Source organism: Devosia sp. (genome assembly GCF_028290645.1).
Lineage (GTDB): Bacteria > Pseudomonadota > Alphaproteobacteria > Rhizobiales > Devosiaceae > Devosia_A.
In genome coordinates this window covers 19475-36433 of the sequence record NZ_JAQGJL010000012.1, presented here as the reverse complement: position 1 = coordinate 36433, position 16959 = coordinate 19475, and the positions used below count along the sequence as shown (strand labels likewise).

The 16959-nt window shown below is 65.6% G+C and carries 14 protein-coding genes and 1 pseudogene; 9 read left to right on the top strand and 6 right to left on the bottom strand.

Annotated features, from left to right (window positions below; translation table 11 throughout):
• From JWQ89_RS00845 to JWQ89_RS00825, 5 genes are all read left to right on the top strand, one after another.
• Positions 1-613, top strand: a 613-nt coding sequence (locus JWQ89_RS00845) for an ABC transporter permease (protein WP_299637591.1), incomplete at its 5' end; no start/stop codon positions are given.
• The gene (locus JWQ89_RS00840; RefSeq protein ID WP_299637590.1) at positions 610-1470 is read left to right on the top strand and encodes an ABC transporter permease; all 861 of its coding nucleotides are present in this window, start codon (positions 610-612) and stop codon (positions 1468-1470) included. The genes JWQ89_RS00845 and JWQ89_RS00840, both read left to right, overlap by 4 nt.
• Before the next feature lie 5 nt (positions 1471-1475).
• On the top strand, positions 1476-2504 hold the full coding sequence (locus tag JWQ89_RS00835; protein ID WP_299637588.1) for an ABC transporter ATP-binding protein: 1029 nt from the start codon (positions 1476-1478) through the stop codon (positions 2502-2504).
• Positions 2501-3523, top strand: coding sequence for an ABC transporter ATP-binding protein (locus tag JWQ89_RS00830; protein WP_299637586.1), 1023 nt, complete (start codon positions 2501-2503; stop codon positions 3521-3523). Before JWQ89_RS00835 ends, JWQ89_RS00830 begins: the two co-directional genes overlap by 4 nt.
• Positions 3524-3552: 29 nt before the next feature.
• Positions 3553-4572 (top strand): aldo/keto reductase, encoded by a 1020-nt coding sequence (locus tag JWQ89_RS00825; protein ID WP_299637584.1) that lies wholly within the window; start codon positions 3553-3555, stop codon positions 4570-4572.
• Here JWQ89_RS00825 and JWQ89_RS00820 read toward each other — a convergent pair.
• From JWQ89_RS00820 to JWQ89_RS00795, 6 genes and pseudogenes are all read right to left on the bottom strand, one after another.
• Complete coding sequence (locus JWQ89_RS00820; RefSeq protein ID WP_299637583.1) at positions 4569-5633, bottom strand: DUF4185 domain-containing protein; 1065 nt, start codon at positions 5631-5633, stop codon at positions 4569-4571. The genes JWQ89_RS00825 and JWQ89_RS00820 overlap by 4 nt on opposite strands.
• A pseudogene (gene ugpC / locus JWQ89_RS00815) lies at positions 5633-6751 on the bottom strand (sn-glycerol-3-phosphate ABC transporter ATP-binding protein UgpC). The gene JWQ89_RS00820 and the pseudogene ugpC overlap by 1 nt, the downstream one beginning before the upstream one ends.
• A gap of 1 nt (position 6752) precedes the next feature.
• On the bottom strand, positions 6753-9308 hold the full coding sequence (locus JWQ89_RS00810) for a GH116 family glycosyl-hydrolase (protein ID WP_299637582.1): 2556 nt from the start codon (positions 9306-9308) through the stop codon (positions 6753-6755).
• A 15-nt stretch (positions 9309-9323) separates the two neighbouring features.
• Positions 9324-10178 (bottom strand): carbohydrate ABC transporter permease, encoded by an 855-nt coding sequence (locus JWQ89_RS00805; RefSeq protein ID WP_299637580.1) that lies wholly within the window; start codon positions 10176-10178, stop codon positions 9324-9326.
• A 5-nt stretch (positions 10179-10183) separates the two neighbouring features.
• Positions 10184-11080 (bottom strand): sugar ABC transporter permease, encoded by an 897-nt coding sequence (locus JWQ89_RS00800; protein WP_299637578.1) that lies wholly within the window; start codon positions 11078-11080, stop codon positions 10184-10186.
• Between the two features lie 74 nt (positions 11081-11154).
• A complete protein-coding gene (locus JWQ89_RS00795) occupies positions 11155-12408 on the bottom strand; it encodes a sugar ABC transporter substrate-binding protein (RefSeq protein WP_299637576.1) in 1254 nt (417 codons plus the stop codon).
• Between the two features lie 286 nt (positions 12409-12694).
• Between JWQ89_RS00795 and JWQ89_RS00790 the strand changes: the two genes are divergently transcribed.
• The 4 genes from JWQ89_RS00790 (at position 12695) to JWQ89_RS00775 (ending at position 16926) form a co-directional block, all read left to right on the top strand.
• Entirely contained in the window at positions 12695-13699 is a 1005-nt protein-coding gene (locus tag JWQ89_RS00790; RefSeq protein ID WP_299637573.1) for a LacI family DNA-binding transcriptional regulator, read from the top strand.
• Between the two features lie 87 nt (positions 13700-13786).
• Complete coding sequence (locus JWQ89_RS00785; RefSeq protein WP_299637571.1) at positions 13787-15130, top strand: sugar ABC transporter substrate-binding protein; 1344 nt, start codon at positions 13787-13789, stop codon at positions 15128-15130.
• A 10-nt stretch (positions 15131-15140) separates the two neighbouring features.
• Entirely contained in the window at positions 15141-16079 is a 939-nt protein-coding gene (locus JWQ89_RS00780) for a sugar ABC transporter permease (RefSeq protein ID WP_299637570.1), read from the top strand.
• Positions 16072-16926 carry a carbohydrate ABC transporter permease gene (locus tag JWQ89_RS00775; protein WP_299637568.1) on the top strand — a complete coding sequence of 285 codons (855 nt, stop codon included), beginning with the start codon at positions 16072-16074 and terminating at the stop codon, positions 16924-16926. The genes JWQ89_RS00780 and JWQ89_RS00775 overlap by 8 nt, the downstream gene beginning before the upstream one ends.
• Positions 16927-16959 lie beyond the last annotated feature (33 nt).

Sequence of the window (16959 nt, the reverse complement as noted above, 5' to 3'; positions counted from 1 at the left end):
GGCCCGGCTCGCCTGGCCCAGCGCCGGTCGCGGCATCAAGTCGATCGTGCCGCTGCTGATGATGCTGACCTCGATCCCATTCTATCTGCTGGCGATCATCCTGATCTATTTCTTTGCCGTGGTGCTGAAGTGGTTTCCACCCGCCGGCGGCGTCGACACCACCCGCATCATGCGCTTCGACTGGGCGACGACGGAGGACATCCTTCGGCACGCCTTCCTTCCGTGCATGGCGATTGTGCTCGGCAATATCGGCTTCTGGGCGCTCGGCATGCGCAGCCAGATGGTCTCGGTGCTGGGCGAGGACTACATCACCTTCGCCGAGGCCAAGGGCCTGCACCCCCGCCGCATCTTCGTCTGGTACGGCATGCGCAATGCGCTGCTCGCGCAGGTCACCGCGCTGGCGCTGTCGCTGGGCTCGGTCGTCTCCGGCGCCGTACTGGTCGAGGTGATCTTCAACTATCCCGGCCTCGGCTCGCTGCTCTATGTCGCGATCCGCGGGCAGGACTACTTCGTCATCCAGGGCGTGGTGCTCATGCTGATCGTCTCGCTGGCGGTGCTGCTGTTCCTGGTCGATCTCATCTATCCGCTGCTTGACCCGAGGATCCGGCGATGAAATTTCTCTCTTCGCTGCGCCGCAACTACGAGCAGGGCCGGATCAGCGGCCCGCTGCTGCTCGGCCTCGCCATCCTCGCCGCGATCCTGATCTTCAGCGCCGTCGGCCCCTGGTTCGTCGATGCGGTGAACGCTCAGGTCGGCGCCGTGCGCCCCCGCCGGCCACCCGGGCCAGAGTATTTCCTCGGCACCGACTCGCAGGGCCGCGACATGTGGACCCTCCTGATCTACGCCACCCCGAACACCCTGAAGATGGGGCTCATCGCCGGCTTCATCGGCGTCGGCTTCGGCACTGCGCTCGGCCTCATCGCGGGGCATTTCGGCGGCATCGTCGACGCCGTGATCCGGGTGATCTCCGATGCCCTGCTGACCGTGCCGGCCATCGCCATCCTCGTCATCATCGCCGGCAACATCGACCGCATGACCACGCTGGTGATGGCGCTGGTCGTCGCGTCGCTGGGCTGGATGTTCACCACCCGCACCGTGCGCGCCCAGGTCCTCACCATCCGCGAGAAATCCTATGTCGAGGTGGCGCGGGTGAACGGCGAGAGCCAGTGGGAGATCCTCTTCACCGAGATCATGCCCAACCTCATGCCCTATATCGTCGCAAGCTTCGTCGGCACCGTGTCGGGCTCGATCCTCGCCGTCATCGGCCTCGAGGCACTGGGCCTCGGCGCGCTCGACGAGATGACGCTCGGCAACACCATCTACTGGTCGCAGCAATCGTCCGCGGTGCTGCGTGGCTACTGGTGGTGGTGGGGCCCGCCGATCGTGGTGATCGCCGCGATCTTCATCGGTCTGTTCCTGACCTCCGTCGGCTTCGACCGCTTCGCCAACCCCAAGCTGGCGAGACGATGACGCCCATGGATGACAAGCAGAAACCGATCCTCGTCGTCGAGGACCTGAACGTCCACTACGATACCGGCAAGGGTCCGGCGAAAGCCGTGAACGACGTATCGTTCTCGCTCAGGCCCGGCGAACGGCTGGGCCTCATCGGCGAATCCGGCTCGGGCAAGACCACCATGGCGACGGCGCTGATGCGCCTCACCCGCGCCCCCGGCCGCATCGTCGGCGGCTCGGTGCTGCTCGATGGCCGCGACATCCTCAAGATGAGCGACCGGGAACTGCGCGAGACGCGGCTGCGCGACATCGCGCTGATCCCGCAGGGGGCGATGAGTTCGCTCAACCCGGTGATGCGGCTCGAAGAGCAGATGATCGACGCCATCGTCGCCCACAACCCGAACATGCGACGCGCCGAACTCGAGGCGCGGGTGGCGGAGCTGCTGAAGAATGTCGGCCTCGCGCCGGAAGTCGCGCGGCGCTATCCGCACGAGCTTTCCGGGGGCATGAAGCAGCGTGCCGCCATGGCCATCGCCACTTCGCTGGCGCCCAAGGTGATCGTCGCCGACGAGCCGACCAGTGCGCTCGACGTGGTGGTGCAACGGCAAGTGATGCAGACGCTCGGGCGCTTACAGGGCGGGCTCGGCGCCGCCGTGGTGCTGATCGGCCACGACATGGGGCTGATCGCGCAGTTCGCCGATACGGTGGGTGTGATGTATGCGGGCAAGATCGTCGAGATCGGCCCGGTACGGCAGATGATCGAGAACCCCAGGCACCCCTATACCAAGCTGCTGGTCGAGAGCCTCCCCGGCATCGAGGTGAAGCGCGAGCTCACCGGCATCCCCGGCCTGCCGCCACCGCTGGTCGACCTGCCGCCCGGCTGCAGCTTCAACCCGCGCTGCCCCTTTGCCTTCGACCGCTGCGTGCGCGAAACGCCGCTGCTGCAGGAAGTGGCGCCCGGCCAGCGCGCCGCCTGCCACCTCTACCCGGCGCACGCGACCCTGCCGCCGCTCCCCGCCATGACCCGTGCCCACCAGGAGGCCCGACTGTGAGCGCTCTTATCGAAATGCAGGGCGTCACCAAGTCCTATGGCAGCTTCACCGCACTCGACAACGTGACGCTGTCGCTCTCGGGCACCAGCCCCTCGATGACCGCGGTCGCGGGCGAAAGCGGCAGCGGCAAGACCACGCTCGCGCGCATGATGCTGGGCTTCATCAACCCCTCGATCGGCCATGTGCTCTATCGCGGCAAGGACGTGGCGAAGATGAGCGGCACCGAGCAGCGGCAGTTCCGCCGCGAGGTGCAGCCGGTGTTCCAGGACCCGTTCGACGTCTTCAACCCGTTCTACCGCATCGACCATGTGCTCGAGACGCCGGTGAAGCGCTACAAGCTTGCCGACACCCAGGCCGGCGCCCGCGCCATGATTGAGGACGCGCTGAAGCGTGTCGGCCTCAGGCCGCAGGACACGCTGGGCCGCTTCCCGCACGAACTCTCCGGCGGCCAGCGCCAGCGCGTCATGGTAGCCCGCGCCGTTCTGCTCAGGCCCAAGCTGATCGTCGCCGACGAGCCGGTGTCGATGGTCGATGCATCGCTCCGCGCCACCATCCTCGACGAGCTGAAGACGCTCAATCGCGAGCTCGGCATCTCGATCGTCTACATCACCCACGACCTGACCACGGCGTTCCAGATCTGCGACAACATCATGATCCTCTATCGCGGTACGGTATCGGAGGCCGGATCGGTGGAGCGGGTGATCGGCGCGCCGAAACACCCCTACTCGCAACTGCTGGTCTCCTCGATCCCCCTGCCTGACCTCGACAAGACCTGGGGTAGCGACGAGGTGCCTGTCTCCGAAGCCTCGGCCGCCCGCGCCAATCCCGGCTGCAAGTTCGCGCCGCGCTGCCCGCATGTGATGGAGATGTGCTGGGACAACGTGCCGCCGAAATACGTGCCCGACAGCCAGCGGCTCGCCACCTGCTTCCTCTATCGCGATGCGCCGGTGGCGCCGGGCGACGATGTCGCGGTAGTGTTCCGGCCGCCCGACGGGCCGGTCGCCGTCGCCGCCAGCTGAACCAAATCAACCTACCCCACGAGAGCCCGATGCCCGCAAAACTGTCCGATCGCCACCAAGTCAGCGCCACCAGCCTCACCCTGCCGCCGCTCGGTTTCGGCTCGGCGCATCTTGGCGGCATGTACAACCGGGTCTCCGGCGAGACCGCCCATGCGACGTTGAAGGCGGCCTGGGACGGCGGCATCCGCTTCTTCGATACGGCCCCCTATTACGGCCTCGGCCTCAGCGAGCATCGGGTGGGCGACTTCCTGATCGACCAGCCGCGTGACGAGTTCGTGCTGACCACCAAGATCGGCCGCTACTTCAAGCGCCCGGCCGATCCCCGCACCTTCGACCGCACCCCCTGGGGCGGCGGGCTGAACATGGAGATCGTCTGGGACTATTCCTATGACGGGGTGATGCGCTCCTACGAGCAGAGCCTGCTGCGGCTCGGCCTCGACACCATCGACGCGCTGCTGATCCACGATCCGGAAACTGCCGGCACGGAAGGTGGCCCCAGCCTCGACGATTTGCAGAAGACCGGCATCCGCGCCCTCGAGGAGCTGAAGCGCACCGGCCAGATCAAGGCCATCGGCATGGGCCTCAACGCCACCGAGGCGGTCGAGACCATCGCGCCGCTGGTGCCGCTCGATTTCATGATCATCGCCATGCCTTACACGCTGCTCGACCAGTCGGCGCTGCAGAGAGGCATGAGGCGCTGCGCCGAACAGAACATCTCGGTGATCATCGGCGCGCCCTACGCCTCCGGCATCCTCGCCACCGGACCGGGGCCGAACGCGCGCTATCGCTACGGCATCGCCGAGCCCGATATCCAGGACAAGGTCCGGAAGATCCAGGCGGTGTGCGCCGCCCATGGCGTATCGCTGCAGGCGGCGGCGCTGCAATTCCCGCTCGGCCACCAGAGCGTGGTGTCTGTCATCCCCGGCGGCGCGAAGCCCGAGGAAGTCACGGCCAATATCGGCTTCATCCAGGAGGCGATCCCGGCCGGCTTCTGGACCGACCTGAAGACCGCCGGCCTGATCGACCCGGAGGCCCCGACACCGCGCTAGCGCGCGGTCAGCGTCGCCTTCATCACATAGGTATTGTAGGGGCCGAACTGGCTCATGACGAAATAGAAGGTAAGCCCGTCCTCGGAGATCCAGGACGGGGTCATGTAGGCGCCATAGGCCTGGGCGTAGTCGGAGCCGCGGGCCAGCACTTCGGGGGCCGACCATGGGCCCTCGGGGCGCTCGGCGAAGCGGAGTTCGATCGCTTCGGAGAGCTCATTGAGGGTGGTGTACATCCACCGGCCGATGCCAGCGTTCCAGACCAGCGAGCCTTCGCCGGCGCCGGGCTTGATCACCTCGGCCGCCTGCGCCTGATCGGGCACCCAGCCGGCGCCGTCGAAATACTCCCACGCACCGGTATCGAGCACCTTGCCCGCCTCGACCCGGCCGACGCGGGCGCCCGAGAAGCGGCCGCACTGTGTGCCGACCGCATAGACGTACTTGCCGACCTCATTGCCGGCACCCGGCTGGGCCGAGAGCGCCAGCATGTTGAAGCTCGATTTGAAGTTGCCGAACTCCTCCGGCCCCGGCGTCCAGCTCTTGCCGCCATCGGCCGACGAGATGAACCGGGACCAGTTGCAGAGCCACACCCCGCCCATCTGGGCGAAGCCGTGCACCGACATGTAGTGCAGATAAAGCGTGTCGCCGACCGCCACCATGGCGGTGGGGATCTTGGTCTGCTCCCCCTTGAACGCATCCTGGTGGCCGCCTTTGGCGACCTCGATGGCCTTGCCGTCGGCGCCCGTCACCCAGTCGTCGATGACGATCCCGTCCGACGGGTCCTTGTCGGCAGTGAAGCCGATGACGTTGGAGCGCCAGTTCGGCCCGAACCGCATGCAGGCATTGTCGTTCCAGCCGAACGTATCGCCGAAGGCGAGGACCACCCTGCCATCGATCTCGGCCATGGTGCCGAGGTCGGTGCCGCAGATGTCGGGCGCCTTCATTTCGGCGGGCGCGTTGGGGCCGGTGAGCGCCTTCACCTTCTCGCTGGTGACGCTGTACTCGGCGGAGAGCGCCGGGCTGGCCGCGACGAGGACTGCAACGGTGAGGAACAGGAACCGCATCACGCGATCTTCTGCAGATAGTCGTCGGTCCAAGTGCGCACCGGCTGCAGCGTCAAACCCTTGGCGTCGAAGGCATGGGTGAAGGCATCGGGGATGTCGAAGCGCAGATGATCGCCCCGCGCGGTGCCGAGGATGCCCCGGTGGGTGGCGGTGACCGGGGCGCCGCCGGTGGTCTTGGCATGCAGCACGGTTTCCGCCCCGAGCACCTCGGTGGAGACAAGCTCCACCGAGAGCACGCCGGTGGCAACGGGAACGAGATGCTCGGGGCGGATGCCGATGGTGACGGCGTCGCCGGGGCGAGCACTGCCGTCGCGTCTGCCGAGGCTCAGTCGCGGCCCGCCATGGTCGAGCGCCACCACCAGGCGCTCCCCGGTTTCCTCGATCCTGCCCGGAAAGAAGTTCATCTGCGGGGCGCCGAGGAAGCCGGCGACGAACTGGTTGCGCGGCCGCGCATAGAGCTCGACCGGAGCACCGGCCTGCTCGATGACGCCTTCGCGGAGGACCACGATGCGATCGGCCATGGTCATGGCCTCGACCTGGTCGTGCGTGACGTAGATCATGGTGGTGCCGAGCCGGCGGTGCAGCGCCGAGATTTCCGAGCGCATCTTCACCCGCAACTCGGCATCGAGGTTCGAGAGCGGCTCGTCGAACAGGAACACCTTGGGCTCCTTGACGATGGCGCGGCCGATGGCGACGCGCTGGCTCTGCCCGCCCGACAGCTGGTTCGGCCGGCGCTTCAGCAGATGGCTGATCTGCAGGATCTCGGCCGCCTTGTCGACGCGCGTCCTGATCTCGGGCTTCGGCGTTCCCTGGTTCTCGAGCCCGAAGCGCAGGTTCTCCTCGACGCTCATGTGCGGGTAGAGCGCATAGGACTGGAACACCATCGCCATGCCGCGCGCCGAAGGCAGCAGATGGTCGCAGCGCGCCCCATCGAGCCAGATTTCGCCGTACGAGGTTTCCTCGAGTCCGGAGATCATCCGCAGCAACGTGGACTAGCCGCAGCCCGATGGCCCGACGAACACGGTGAAGCTGCCGTCCTCGACGGTGAGATCGACGCCGTGGATGACTTCGAAGTTCTGGAAGCTCTTGCGGACGCCCTTGAGCTGCAGCTCGGCCATGTCAGCCCCCGATCCTGAGTTCGGCGCGGTCGCCGGCCGCGAGCTTGCGGCCGATCCTGGCGCAGGTGCCGGCGAATGAGAGTTCCTCGAGGTCGAGCGTGCCGTAGCGCACCTCGAGGCTCACCCGGTCGCCGCTGCGGGTGACGACGCCCCAGCCCTCGCCCACCGACCAGAACCAGCTGCCGTCGCCCGGGGTCACCGGATCGAAGCCGATGGCGCCCCTGGTGAGGTCGTAGCTGAAGCGCGACCAGGCATTGACCAGCGCGAAGCTCGACATCGAGCGGGCATAGTAGCTGCCGCACTCGATCTCGTTCCACGGGTTGCGCCGATACCCGTCGTGTCGCGCCCGGGCGGTGGCGACGATGGAGAGGCCCTCGTCGGGCAGGCCGCGGAGGATCAGGTGCGAGGCCAGCATGTATTCGAGCCCGGTCCACACCTCCTCGGAATAGGGCGCGGGCACCGCCGGCTTGGTAGTACCCTCAGGCCAGGTGGCGACCAGCACGCCGCCCTCGTCCTCGTAGGCATAGACGCGGCACGGGTTGAAATGGCCCTTCAGGTCGGCGCGGTAGTTGTGGCGATAGGCCGAGGCGAGCGCGGTCTTCACCTTCTCAGGATCAAGGAAGCTGCCCAGTCCGGCGAGATCGGCATGCCACTGGCCGAGGATCTGGTCGGTCGCGCAGCCATCGCCGAACTGGTACTTCATCTCCGAGTACTCGTCGGACCAGTAGGTCTCCATGAAGCCGTCGGCGATGACGCCGACCTTGCCGGAAGACTTGTCGAACTTCTCGATCAGCGCCTTGTCGCCGAGATCGGTCTTCTGGATGAAGTACTCGCCGTTGAAGAGTTCGCGGTTGAGGTAATCGGCGCCCGCCTGCCCCATGCGGTCGAGTTCGGCCGCGAAGGCGGTGTCGCCGGCGGCGCGGCCCATCTCGGCGCCGGCCTTGAGGGCGGCGACATACATGGTCGAGAGCCATGAGTTGGGCCCGAACAGCTCCATGTCGAGGGTGTGGTGCTGGCGGCCCCAGAGGATGCCGGTGCGCTCGGGGTCCCACTGATCCGGGTTATCGGCCGACCAGGCATATTCGAGCGCGGCGCGGACACGCGGCCAGTAGCGCTTCAGCCACTCGGTATCGCCGGAAATCTTCCAGTCGCGGTAGGTCTTGATGATCGAGCCGAACTGGCCGTCGGCGCAGGGGTTGAGCGGGAAGAACCCCGAGCCGAGCGGGATGATCTGGCGAAAGGTCAGGCCGCCATTCGGCAGCTGGTTGTAGGTGTAGTCGGTCTCGCGCAGCGTGCGCTCGAGCGCGGGGAACAGGTAGGGCAGCGTCTGCTGGTAGTTCCACACATGGGTGCAACTCCCCTCGCAGCTGCCCTCGTTGGTGAACTGGCCCTCCCAGGCCCAGACCTCGCCGTTCTCCAGCCGCATCACCGTGGCGGTGCGCAGAATGCTTATCGTCCCCTGCACCGCATCGACGATATCGACCGGCAGGCTGGTGCCGAACAGCGTGTCGCGGAAGGCGAAGGTCGGCGCACGCAGTTCATCCCAGCGCGCGAAGGCTTCGGCGAGCACCGCGCCGGAATTGGCCCATTGGCTGGCATAGTAGTTGCGCCAGGTGCCTGTCTCGCCATCGACCGCGTTGGGCCGCCAGTAGACCTGCCCGACCGGGAAGTGCCAGGCGATGGCGAAGCGGACGCGCCTGGTCTCGCCCGGCGCCACGCTGACGCGCGCCGCGAGCGTGCCGTGCTCAGGCTGGTCGAACATGTTCCGGTTGAGCCGCGGCTTGTCATAGTGCCGCCGCGGCAGCCGGCCGGGCTGCGCGAACTCGCGCCAGAAGAGGTTCAGGTCGTCGAACCACTGCCCGCGGAAATGATAGTCGAGGTGATCGACGTCATCCGCATCGGTGGCGATCGACACATCGCCCGACTGCCAGTCGGGCAACGCGTCCGCGGCCGTGAGGAACAGCGACTTGACCCCGCCCGCCTCCGAGAAACTGTGCCGGCCGTTCTGCGAACCGTGGTTCCCGAGCGTGCCGCCGATCGTGTAGTCGATCGGCTCTGAGCCCGTATTGGTGATCTCGATCTCGAACATCGCCGCCGGCAGCGAGGAGTCGCGATCGTTGGTGGGGATGAACGGGCTCCAGGCCGTGAGCTTCACCTCGCCCGGAAAGGTCTCGTCGTGAAACGCCACTTCCGCCACCGGAAAGGTGCCGGTGAACGTGGTCGAGGCGAAATGCGGCACACCGGCAAGCGTGTTGCGATTGGCGCCCCAGCCGAAGCCGTCGAAGAATTTCCGCGTCGTCGGCGAGCCGGTGGGAAGGCCCTCATAGGGCCCGTTGAGCACGCGGGCATCGAGCAGTTCGCCGCCCTGCTCCGCCTTGATGGCGAAATGGCTGTAGCCATTGAAGCTCTGCAGCCCCGGGCGGTTGCGGATCGACCAGTCGACCAGCCGGCCGCTGCCCGAGAGCGCCAGCCCGCCGGCGCCGATGCCGCCGAGCGGGAAAGCGATGTGACGGGCGCGATCGCCTTCGTAGATGAAACGCGGGTCGGTCTTGGTCATTGCAAAATCCATAGGTCAGGCCCGGATGCCCGAGAAGGTGACACCCTCGATCACCATCTTCTGGGCGACGAGGAAGAGAAGGACGACGGGAAGGATGGCCATGCTCATGGCGGCCATCACCAGCGAGAGATTGCCCTGCCCGAGATAGCCGCGCAGCAGGTCCATGGCGATCGGCAGGGTCATCGCCGCCTGCGACTCGATCAGCGCTCGCGGCTGGAAATAGGCGTTCCACGCGCCGGTGAAGGTGATGATGGCGAGCGCCGCCAGCGCCGGCTTCAGCTGCGGCAGCGAGATGCGCCAGAAGATCTTGAAGTAGCCAGCGCCATCCATCAGCGCCGCTTCCTCCAGCTCCTTGGGCTGGCTCCTCAGGAACTGGCGCAGCATGAACACCCCGAAGCTCGAGGTGAGGCCCAGCAGCACGAGCCCGAGCGGATTGTTCAGCAGCCCCACCTTGGCGAAGCCGAGATAGATCGGCAGGATCGTCACCTGCACCGGGAACATCAGCCCGATCAGCATGACGAAGAACAGGCTGTCGCGACCGGGAAACCGCAGCCGCGCATAGGCGAAGGCGGCGAGCGTGCAGGTGACCAGCTGGCCGATGGTGACCAGCACTGCGATGTAGAGGCTGTTCCAGTAGATCTTGAGGAACGGGATCGAAGAGCTGAGCACCGTCTCGTAGTTGGCGAAATCGAAGGTCGGCGGCAGGAAGCTCGGCGGCATCCTGTAGGCTTCGGCCGCCGGCCGGAACGACATCGAGAACAGCCACAGGAACGGCATCAGCATCGAGATGCCCATCAGCGCGAGCACCGCGATGATGGCGCGATCCACCCACTTCTTCGCCTGCCGGGTCTGCATGGCCTTGGTCCGCATGTCGGCTACTCCCGCACCCAGCGGCGCGAGCCGACGAGCTGGATGATGGTGATGATGAGGACGAGCAGCATCATGATCACCGAGACCGCCGCGGCATAGCCGAGCTCGAAGCTGCCGAACGCCTCGTCGACGAGGTAGATCGACAGCGACCGGGTGGAGTCGCCGGGGCCGCCGCCGGTCAGGATCATGATGGATTCGAACACCTGCAGCGCCCCGATCGAGGCAAAGACGATGCAGAAGAACAGCACCGGCGAGATGTAGGGCAGCGTGATGCGGCTGAACCGCCGCCACGGCGAGGCGCCATCCATCGAGGCCGCGTCCATGATCGGCCTGGGCACGCCCTGCAGCGCCGCGATCAGGATGATCATGAAGAAGCCGGTATTCTTCCACACGTCCATGATGACGATGGAGGTCATCGCCACCTTCGACGAGGTGAGCCAGGGCACCTGTGGCAGGCCGACCTGGCCCAGGTAGTAGTTTATGACGCCGAAATCGAAGCTGTAGAAATAGCTCCACACCACCGCGACGAACGCCGCCGAGATGATCACCGGCAGGAAGAACGCGAGCCGGAAGAAGTAGAGCAGGAACTGCGGCATTGCCCGGTTGAGCGCCAGCGCCAGGACCAGCCCGACGCCGACATTGAAGGTGACGGCAAGGAAGGCGAAGCGCAGCGTGTTCCAGAAGATCTCGAGCGAACGGCTGTCGGTGAGGAAGCGGATGTAGTTCTCGAACCCGACCCAGTCGGCCCCGAAACTGATGTCGTAGTAGGTGAAGCTGAGGATGATGGTGATGATGACCGGCGCCAGGACGAAGGTGGCGTAGAGCAGGATCGAGGGCAGCACGAAGACGTAGCCGGCCTGCATCTGCGCCTTCTTCAGGTCGGAAAGTCGTCGCTTCGCCATCGTGGAGATCGGTCCCGAGAGAAGGAGTGCCCGCGCCGGACGCGAGAGGTCCGGCACGGGCGGTCCTGGGAGGACTACTGGGTGACGCGCTTGATGCGCTCGAACGACCGGGTGAGTTCCTGGTCCGCCTTGGCGATCGCGTCGGGGATGGTCATCTCGTCGGTCATGATGGCCTGGAAGTAGCGCGTGAAGATCTGGTCGACTTCCTGGAAATTGGCCGGCGACGGCACTGCCTGCGTGCTCGGCAGCGTCTCGTAGTAGAGCGCAGCCGACGGCGGGAACTTGAGGAAGTTCTCGGTTTCGGCCGCCGACTTCCGGCCCGGCACGGCGCCGCCGAGATCGCCCTCGGCAACCTGCGTCTCATAGGACAGCAACTCGCTGACGAGGGCCTTCGCCAGATCCGGATTCTGCGCCTTGGACGAGATGCCGTAGGCGCCGAAGCCGATGACGGTGTTGTTGTTCACCCGGCCCGGCTGCACCGCGATATCCATGTCGAGCTTGGACGAGATGGCGTTCTGCACGATCCAGTGGCCGCGCGAGATCATGGCGATCTGGCCGGCGAAGAACTGGTTCTCGATGCCCTCCTGCCCCGGCACCGGCGATACCTTCTGCACATGGATCAGGTCATGCAGAAATTGCAGCGTCTCGGCGACTTTCGGGTCCTTCATGTTGGACGCGGTCCAGTCGGCGGTGATCGGCGAGGTGCCGTTGGAGAAGAACCACGGCATCAGGCCGAAGAAGAAGGTCGGCACTTCGTAGCCGAACTGGGTGACGTTGCCGTTGGCATCGCGCTTGGTCAGCTTCTCGGCGACCGCCGCGAATTCCTCCCACGTCCAGGTCTTGCTGGGCGCCGGGATACCGGCCTCCTCGAACAGGGCCCGGTTGTAGTTGATCATGATGTTGTTCCAGGTCGAGGGGATGAAGTAGGTCTTCCCCTTGTACTTGGTGAGATCGAACAGCTTGGGATCGAAATCGGAGAAATCGCCCGAGGCGATGTAGTCGTCGAGCGGAATGAACATGTCGCGCGCCGCAAAGCTCTGCAGCGTCTCGACCGCCGTGTGGTAGACGTCGTAGCTCTCGCCGGCATTGTACTGCTGCAGTACGCGCGAGACGAAATCGCCCCAGCCGCCGCCGACCGGATCGATGCCGATCTCGACCTCGACATTGGGATATTTCGCGTTGAAGCGGGTGACCGCATCCTGCGTCGACTTCAGCTGCGCTTCGCCGCCGAAGGTCATCAGGCGCAGCTTGCCGGCTTCATCGGATTGCGCCAGCGCGGGCGCCACGAGGCCCGCCGTGAACAACAGGGCCGCCAGTAACTTCTTCATTTGTCCCTCCTCGTTCCGGCGTTCGACAGAGCTTCGCCGGGGGCGAGTTCACGGTGATCGCCGTGCCCCGCGTTGAAAAATCGTTCCCGCCCGGAAAACCGCCGAAAAACCGGCGTTCGGTTTCAGTGCGAGCTGATCAAGGTCTTGTGATCGTTCAGCTATTTCTCCCGTCGCGGGGTTATCCCCGTCTTCTGGTGCAGCGAACCGTAGCATCCATGAATGGATTTGCAAATGCATTCACAAATCCATTTGCAAGCAAGTTTGGGTGGTGCTAGCCGTTGCCGCCATGACCACGATCTCCAAGGTTGCCGAGAAGGCGGGCGTGTCGCGGACCACGGTTTCGCACGTCATCAATCACGCCGACCGGGTGTCCAAGCCATTGCGCGTCCGGGTCCAGGCGGCGATCGACGAGCTCGGCTATTCGCCCAATCCGCAGGCCAAGAGCCTGCGCACCGGGCGAACCAACCTGATCGCCATGCTGATCCCCGATATCGGCAACCCGTTCTACACCGAGATGGTGAAGGCCGCGCAGGCCGCGCTCGAGGAGGCGGGGCTCGACGCCCTGATCTACAACACCGACGTTCCCGGCGGGAACTGGCAGATGCATGGGCGCGACTACCTGCGCCAGCTCAACCGCAAGCGCGTCGATGGCCTCCTCGTCGGCGATTTCGCGCTGCATGGCATCAACGAGGAACTGCTGAAGCTCGACACTCCGACGGTGTTCATCGGCCACCTCGCCAACCATGCGGTCGACAGCGTCAAGATCGACGATTTCGGCGGCGGCTACATGGTGGGCGAACACCTCGCGAAGCGGGGCCACAAGCAGGTGGTGCAGATCACCGGCCCGGCCAACTTCGAGTCCGCCATGGCGCGTGCCGACGGCTTCGAGAAAGCCCTCAAGGACAACGGCGTCCGCTTCAGGAAATCGCAGCGCTACACCGGCACCTACCTGCCGCCATCGGGACGCGAGGCGGTGCGCTGGATCGCCGGCCTCGAGGCCAGCGACCGCCCGACCGCCGTATTCATCGGCAACTATCTGATGGCAACCGGCGCGCTCGCCGAGTTCCACGACAAGGGAGTTCGCGTGCCCGACGACATCGCCGTCGCCATCTTCGGCGACCTGCCGCAGCTCGAATATGTCAGGCCGAACCTGACGCGGGCCGGCGAAAATCCGGGCGCGCTCGCGACGCGCGCCGTCGAAATGCTGCTCGAACGCCTCAGCGGCAAGTTCGACGGCCAGCCGCGCACCGAGGTCATCCCCTGTGCGCTGCGCGTCTTCGAGTCGGCCTGACCGAACCGGAGATCAAGCAATACCGCGGCCGTTTCAGGGGGGGTGGCCGCGCCGGACGACAACACCAAAAGCTCCAGGGAGGAGACGATGACTAAGATATCCAACATGCCCGCGGGATGGTCCCGCCGGTCGATCCTCAAGGGCGGCACCGCGCTTGCCGCCGCCGGTCTTGCCGGCCTGCCCATGATGGGCCGGGCCTTCGGCCAGGACAGCACGCTCAGCTTCTGGCAATTCTACGCGCCCGACGGCGACGTGAAGCCGCAGGTCGAGTGGTTCGTGAAGATGGTCGCGGACTGGAACGCCACGCAGGCCGAACAGGTCGCGCTCGAATACGTCGTGGGCTCCGAATACATCGGCGGCACCAAGCTCCAGACCTCGTTCGCCTCGGGCCAGGGCCCGGACATCTTCATCATCTCGCCGGGCGATTTCCTGCGCTACTACAATGGCGGCGTGCTCGCCGACCTCACCCCGGCGATCGAAGAAGCGGCGCGCGCCGATTTCCCCGAGAGCGTGATCGCCAACCGCATGGTGGACGGCAAGATCTACGGCGTGCCGATGGAAGTCGAGCCGATGGCCTTCTACTACTCGGTGAAGGCGTTCGAGGATGCCGGCCTCAACGAGAACGACGTGCCGCAGACCTGGGACCAGTTGCTCGAAGTGGGCAAGAAACTGACCACGACCGAGCGCTATGGCCTGCTGTTCGAGACCAACCCCGGCTACTACCAGAACTTCACCTGGTACCCGTTCATGTGGCAGGGGGGCGGCGAGTTCCAGACCGCCGACGGCAAGTCGGCCTTCGACTCGCCGGCGACCGTGCAGGCGCTGAAGCTCTGGCAGGATGCCGTCAACTCGGGCGCCGCACCGCGCCAGATGCTGGGCGGCGGCGGCGGCGACATCGTCGCCAATCTCGGCTCGGGCTACTGCGCCATCCAGAACGTCGGCATCTGGGGTATCTCGGCGATGGACAACAACGCGCCGGACGTCCCCTACGGCATCTTCAAGCTTCCGGTCCCGGCCGGCGGCAAGTATGTGACCGTCGGCGGCGGCTGGGCCTTCGTCGCCAATTCGAAGGGCAAGAACCCGGAAGCCGCAGGAAAGTTCATCGCCTGGGCGCTGGCGTCCATGGCGCCGGACTCGATCCAGCGCGTCGTCGACTGGTGCACGGTGGCGAAGTCCGACATGCCGCCGCGCAACTCGGCGCTCGCTGCCGGCGGCGAGGCCTTCAACAAGGGCAAGATGGGGATCTTCTCGAAAGAGATTCATCCGGGGACCCGCGCCGAGCCGCGCGTGCCGCCGGAGGTCTACAAGATCATCTCCGACGCCATCCAGCAGACCCAGCTCGGCGGCGCCGATCCGCAGGCGGCTGCAACGGCCGCCAGCCAGCAGCTCGATGCATTCCTCGCGTCGTATTCCGGCGCGCCGATCCTGTAGGGATTACAAGGTGACTGAGATCCTAACCTCGGTGGCGGGCGAAAAGCCCGCCGCCGTCCGCCTCACCACCCGGCGACGCGAGGCGATCGCCGGCTATCTCTTCATTCTCCCCGATGCGCTGGGCCTGCTGGTCTTCATCGGCCTGCCGATGGTCCTCGCCTTCGGCATCAGCTTCTTCGAGGTCGACGGCTTCGGCAGCTTCAAGTTCGTCGGCGTCGCCAACTATGTCCGCATGTGGGGCGACCCGCTGTTCTGGACGACGCTGAAGACGACGCTGGTCTTCGCCGTCATGCTGGTGCCGCTGCTCTACGTCACCGGCCTCGGCCTTGCGCTGCTGGTGCAGCGCACCAACCGCTTCAACACCGTCATGCGCGCCATGTTCTTCGCGCCGCAGATGGTGAGTCTCGTCGTCATCTCGCTGGTCTGGCAGCTGATGGTGGTCGACAAGCTCGGCGTCCTCACCCGCCTCGCCGCCGCGGTCGGGCTCGGCTCCATCTCGTTTCTCGGCAATCCCAATATCGCGCTCTTCACCGTCACCATCGCCGGCGTGTGGTTCCTGATGGGCTACTACATGCTGATCTTCCTGGGCGGCCTGCAGGATATCCCCAAGGAATACTACGAGGCCGCAAAGATCGACGGCGCCAGCCCCATCGCGAGCTTCTGGTACATCACCCTGCCGCTGCTCCGGCCCACCAGCTTCTTCGTGCTGCTAATCTCCTCGGTCGCCGCCATCGCCGGTGCGCAGGCCTTCGACCTCGTCTACGTGATGACCCGGGGCGGGCCGGCCAATTCGACGACGCTGCTCGTCACCTACATTTACGCGCAGGCGTTCCAGTACTCGGCCTTCGGCTATGCGGCCGCCATGGCGGCGCTGCTCGTCGTCCTGATGATGGTCACCACCGTGTTCTTCTTCCTGGCCACCCGCGGCGGAAGGTTCGACAATGAGTGACGTCGTGCTCAACGATCCCGCCCCGCAGACCGGCCGCCAGCTGACCCTGGTGCGCGGCGTTTGGATGCTGGTGACGCTGGTGCTCGCTTTGATGGCGATCTTCCCGCTGCTCTACATGCTGTCGATCGCCATCAAGGCGCCCACCGAGGTGTTCAAGCCCAACCTGATCCCGGCCGCGCCGACCCCGGGCAATTTCCTCTATGTGCTGACCGAGGTGCCGTTCTGGCGCTACCTCCTCAACACCTTCATCGTCTCGGCGGTGGTGACGGTGGTGGCGCTGTTCTTCCACACCATGGCGGGCTACGCGCTGGCCCGGCTCCGCTTCCCGGGGCGCGAGGCGATCTTTCTCGCCATGTTCTCGACGCTCCTCGTCTCGCTGCCGGTGATCATCGTGCCGCTGTTCATCCTGGTGCGCGCGCTGGGGATGCTGAACTCGTACGGCGGGCTGATCGTCCCGGCGATCTTCAACGCCTTCGGCATTTTCCTCCTCCGGCAATACTATCTGTCCCTGCCGCGCGAGCTCGAGGAAGCCGCGGTGATCGACGGCGCCGGCTACTGGCGCATCTACTGGTGGGTGATCCTGCCGTTGAGCCGGCCGATCATCGCGGCGCTCGCCATCCTGTTCTTCCTCGCCAACTGGAACAGCTTCCTGTGGCCGCTGACCGTCGCGTCCGACCCCAATCTCTGGGTCGTGCAGGTGGCAATCGCCAACTTCAAGAGCCAGTACGCCGCCTCGTGGAACTACACCATGGCCGCCTCGACCATCGTGGCGCTGCCCATGCTGGTCCTGTTCCTGGTCTTCCAGCGCCAGATCATGGACTCGATCAAAACCAGCGGCCTGAAATAGGCCGTCCGAACCTTCTCCTCCAACGGAAAACCA

Coding starts and splice junctions, on each gene's coding strand:
- JWQ89_RS00840 (WP_299637590.1), top strand. CDS start 610: ATGAAATTTCTCTCTTCGCTGCGCCGCAACTACGAGCAGGGCCGGATC.
- JWQ89_RS00835 (WP_299637588.1), top strand. CDS start 1,476: ATGGATGACAAGCAGAAACCGATCCTCGTCGTCGAGGACCTGAACGTC.
- JWQ89_RS00825 (WP_299637584.1), top strand. CDS start 3,553: ATGCCCGCAAAACTGTCCGATCGCCACCAAGTCAGCGCCACCAGCCTC.
- JWQ89_RS00820 (WP_299637583.1), bottom strand. CDS start 5,633: ATGCGGTTCCTGTTCCTCACCGTTGCAGTCCTCGTCGCGGCCAGCCCG.
- JWQ89_RS00810 (WP_299637582.1), bottom strand. CDS start 9,308: ATGACCAAGACCGACCCGCGTTTCATCTACGAAGGCGATCGCGCCCGT.
- JWQ89_RS00805 (WP_299637580.1), bottom strand. CDS start 10,178: ATGCGGACCAAGGCCATGCAGACCCGGCAGGCGAAGAAGTGGGTGGAT.
- JWQ89_RS00800 (WP_299637578.1), bottom strand. CDS start 11,080: ATGGCGAAGCGACGACTTTCCGACCTGAAGAAGGCGCAGATGCAGGCC.
- JWQ89_RS00795 (WP_299637576.1), bottom strand. CDS start 12,408: ATGAAGAAGTTACTGGCGGCCCTGTTGTTCACGGCGGGCCTCGTGGCG.
- JWQ89_RS00790 (WP_299637573.1), top strand. CDS start 12,695: ATGACCACGATCTCCAAGGTTGCCGAGAAGGCGGGCGTGTCGCGGACC.
- JWQ89_RS00785 (WP_299637571.1), top strand. CDS start 13,787: ATGACTAAGATATCCAACATGCCCGCGGGATGGTCCCGCCGGTCGATC.
- JWQ89_RS00775 (WP_299637568.1), top strand. CDS start 16,072: ATGAGTGACGTCGTGCTCAACGATCCCGCCCCGCAGACCGGCCGCCAG.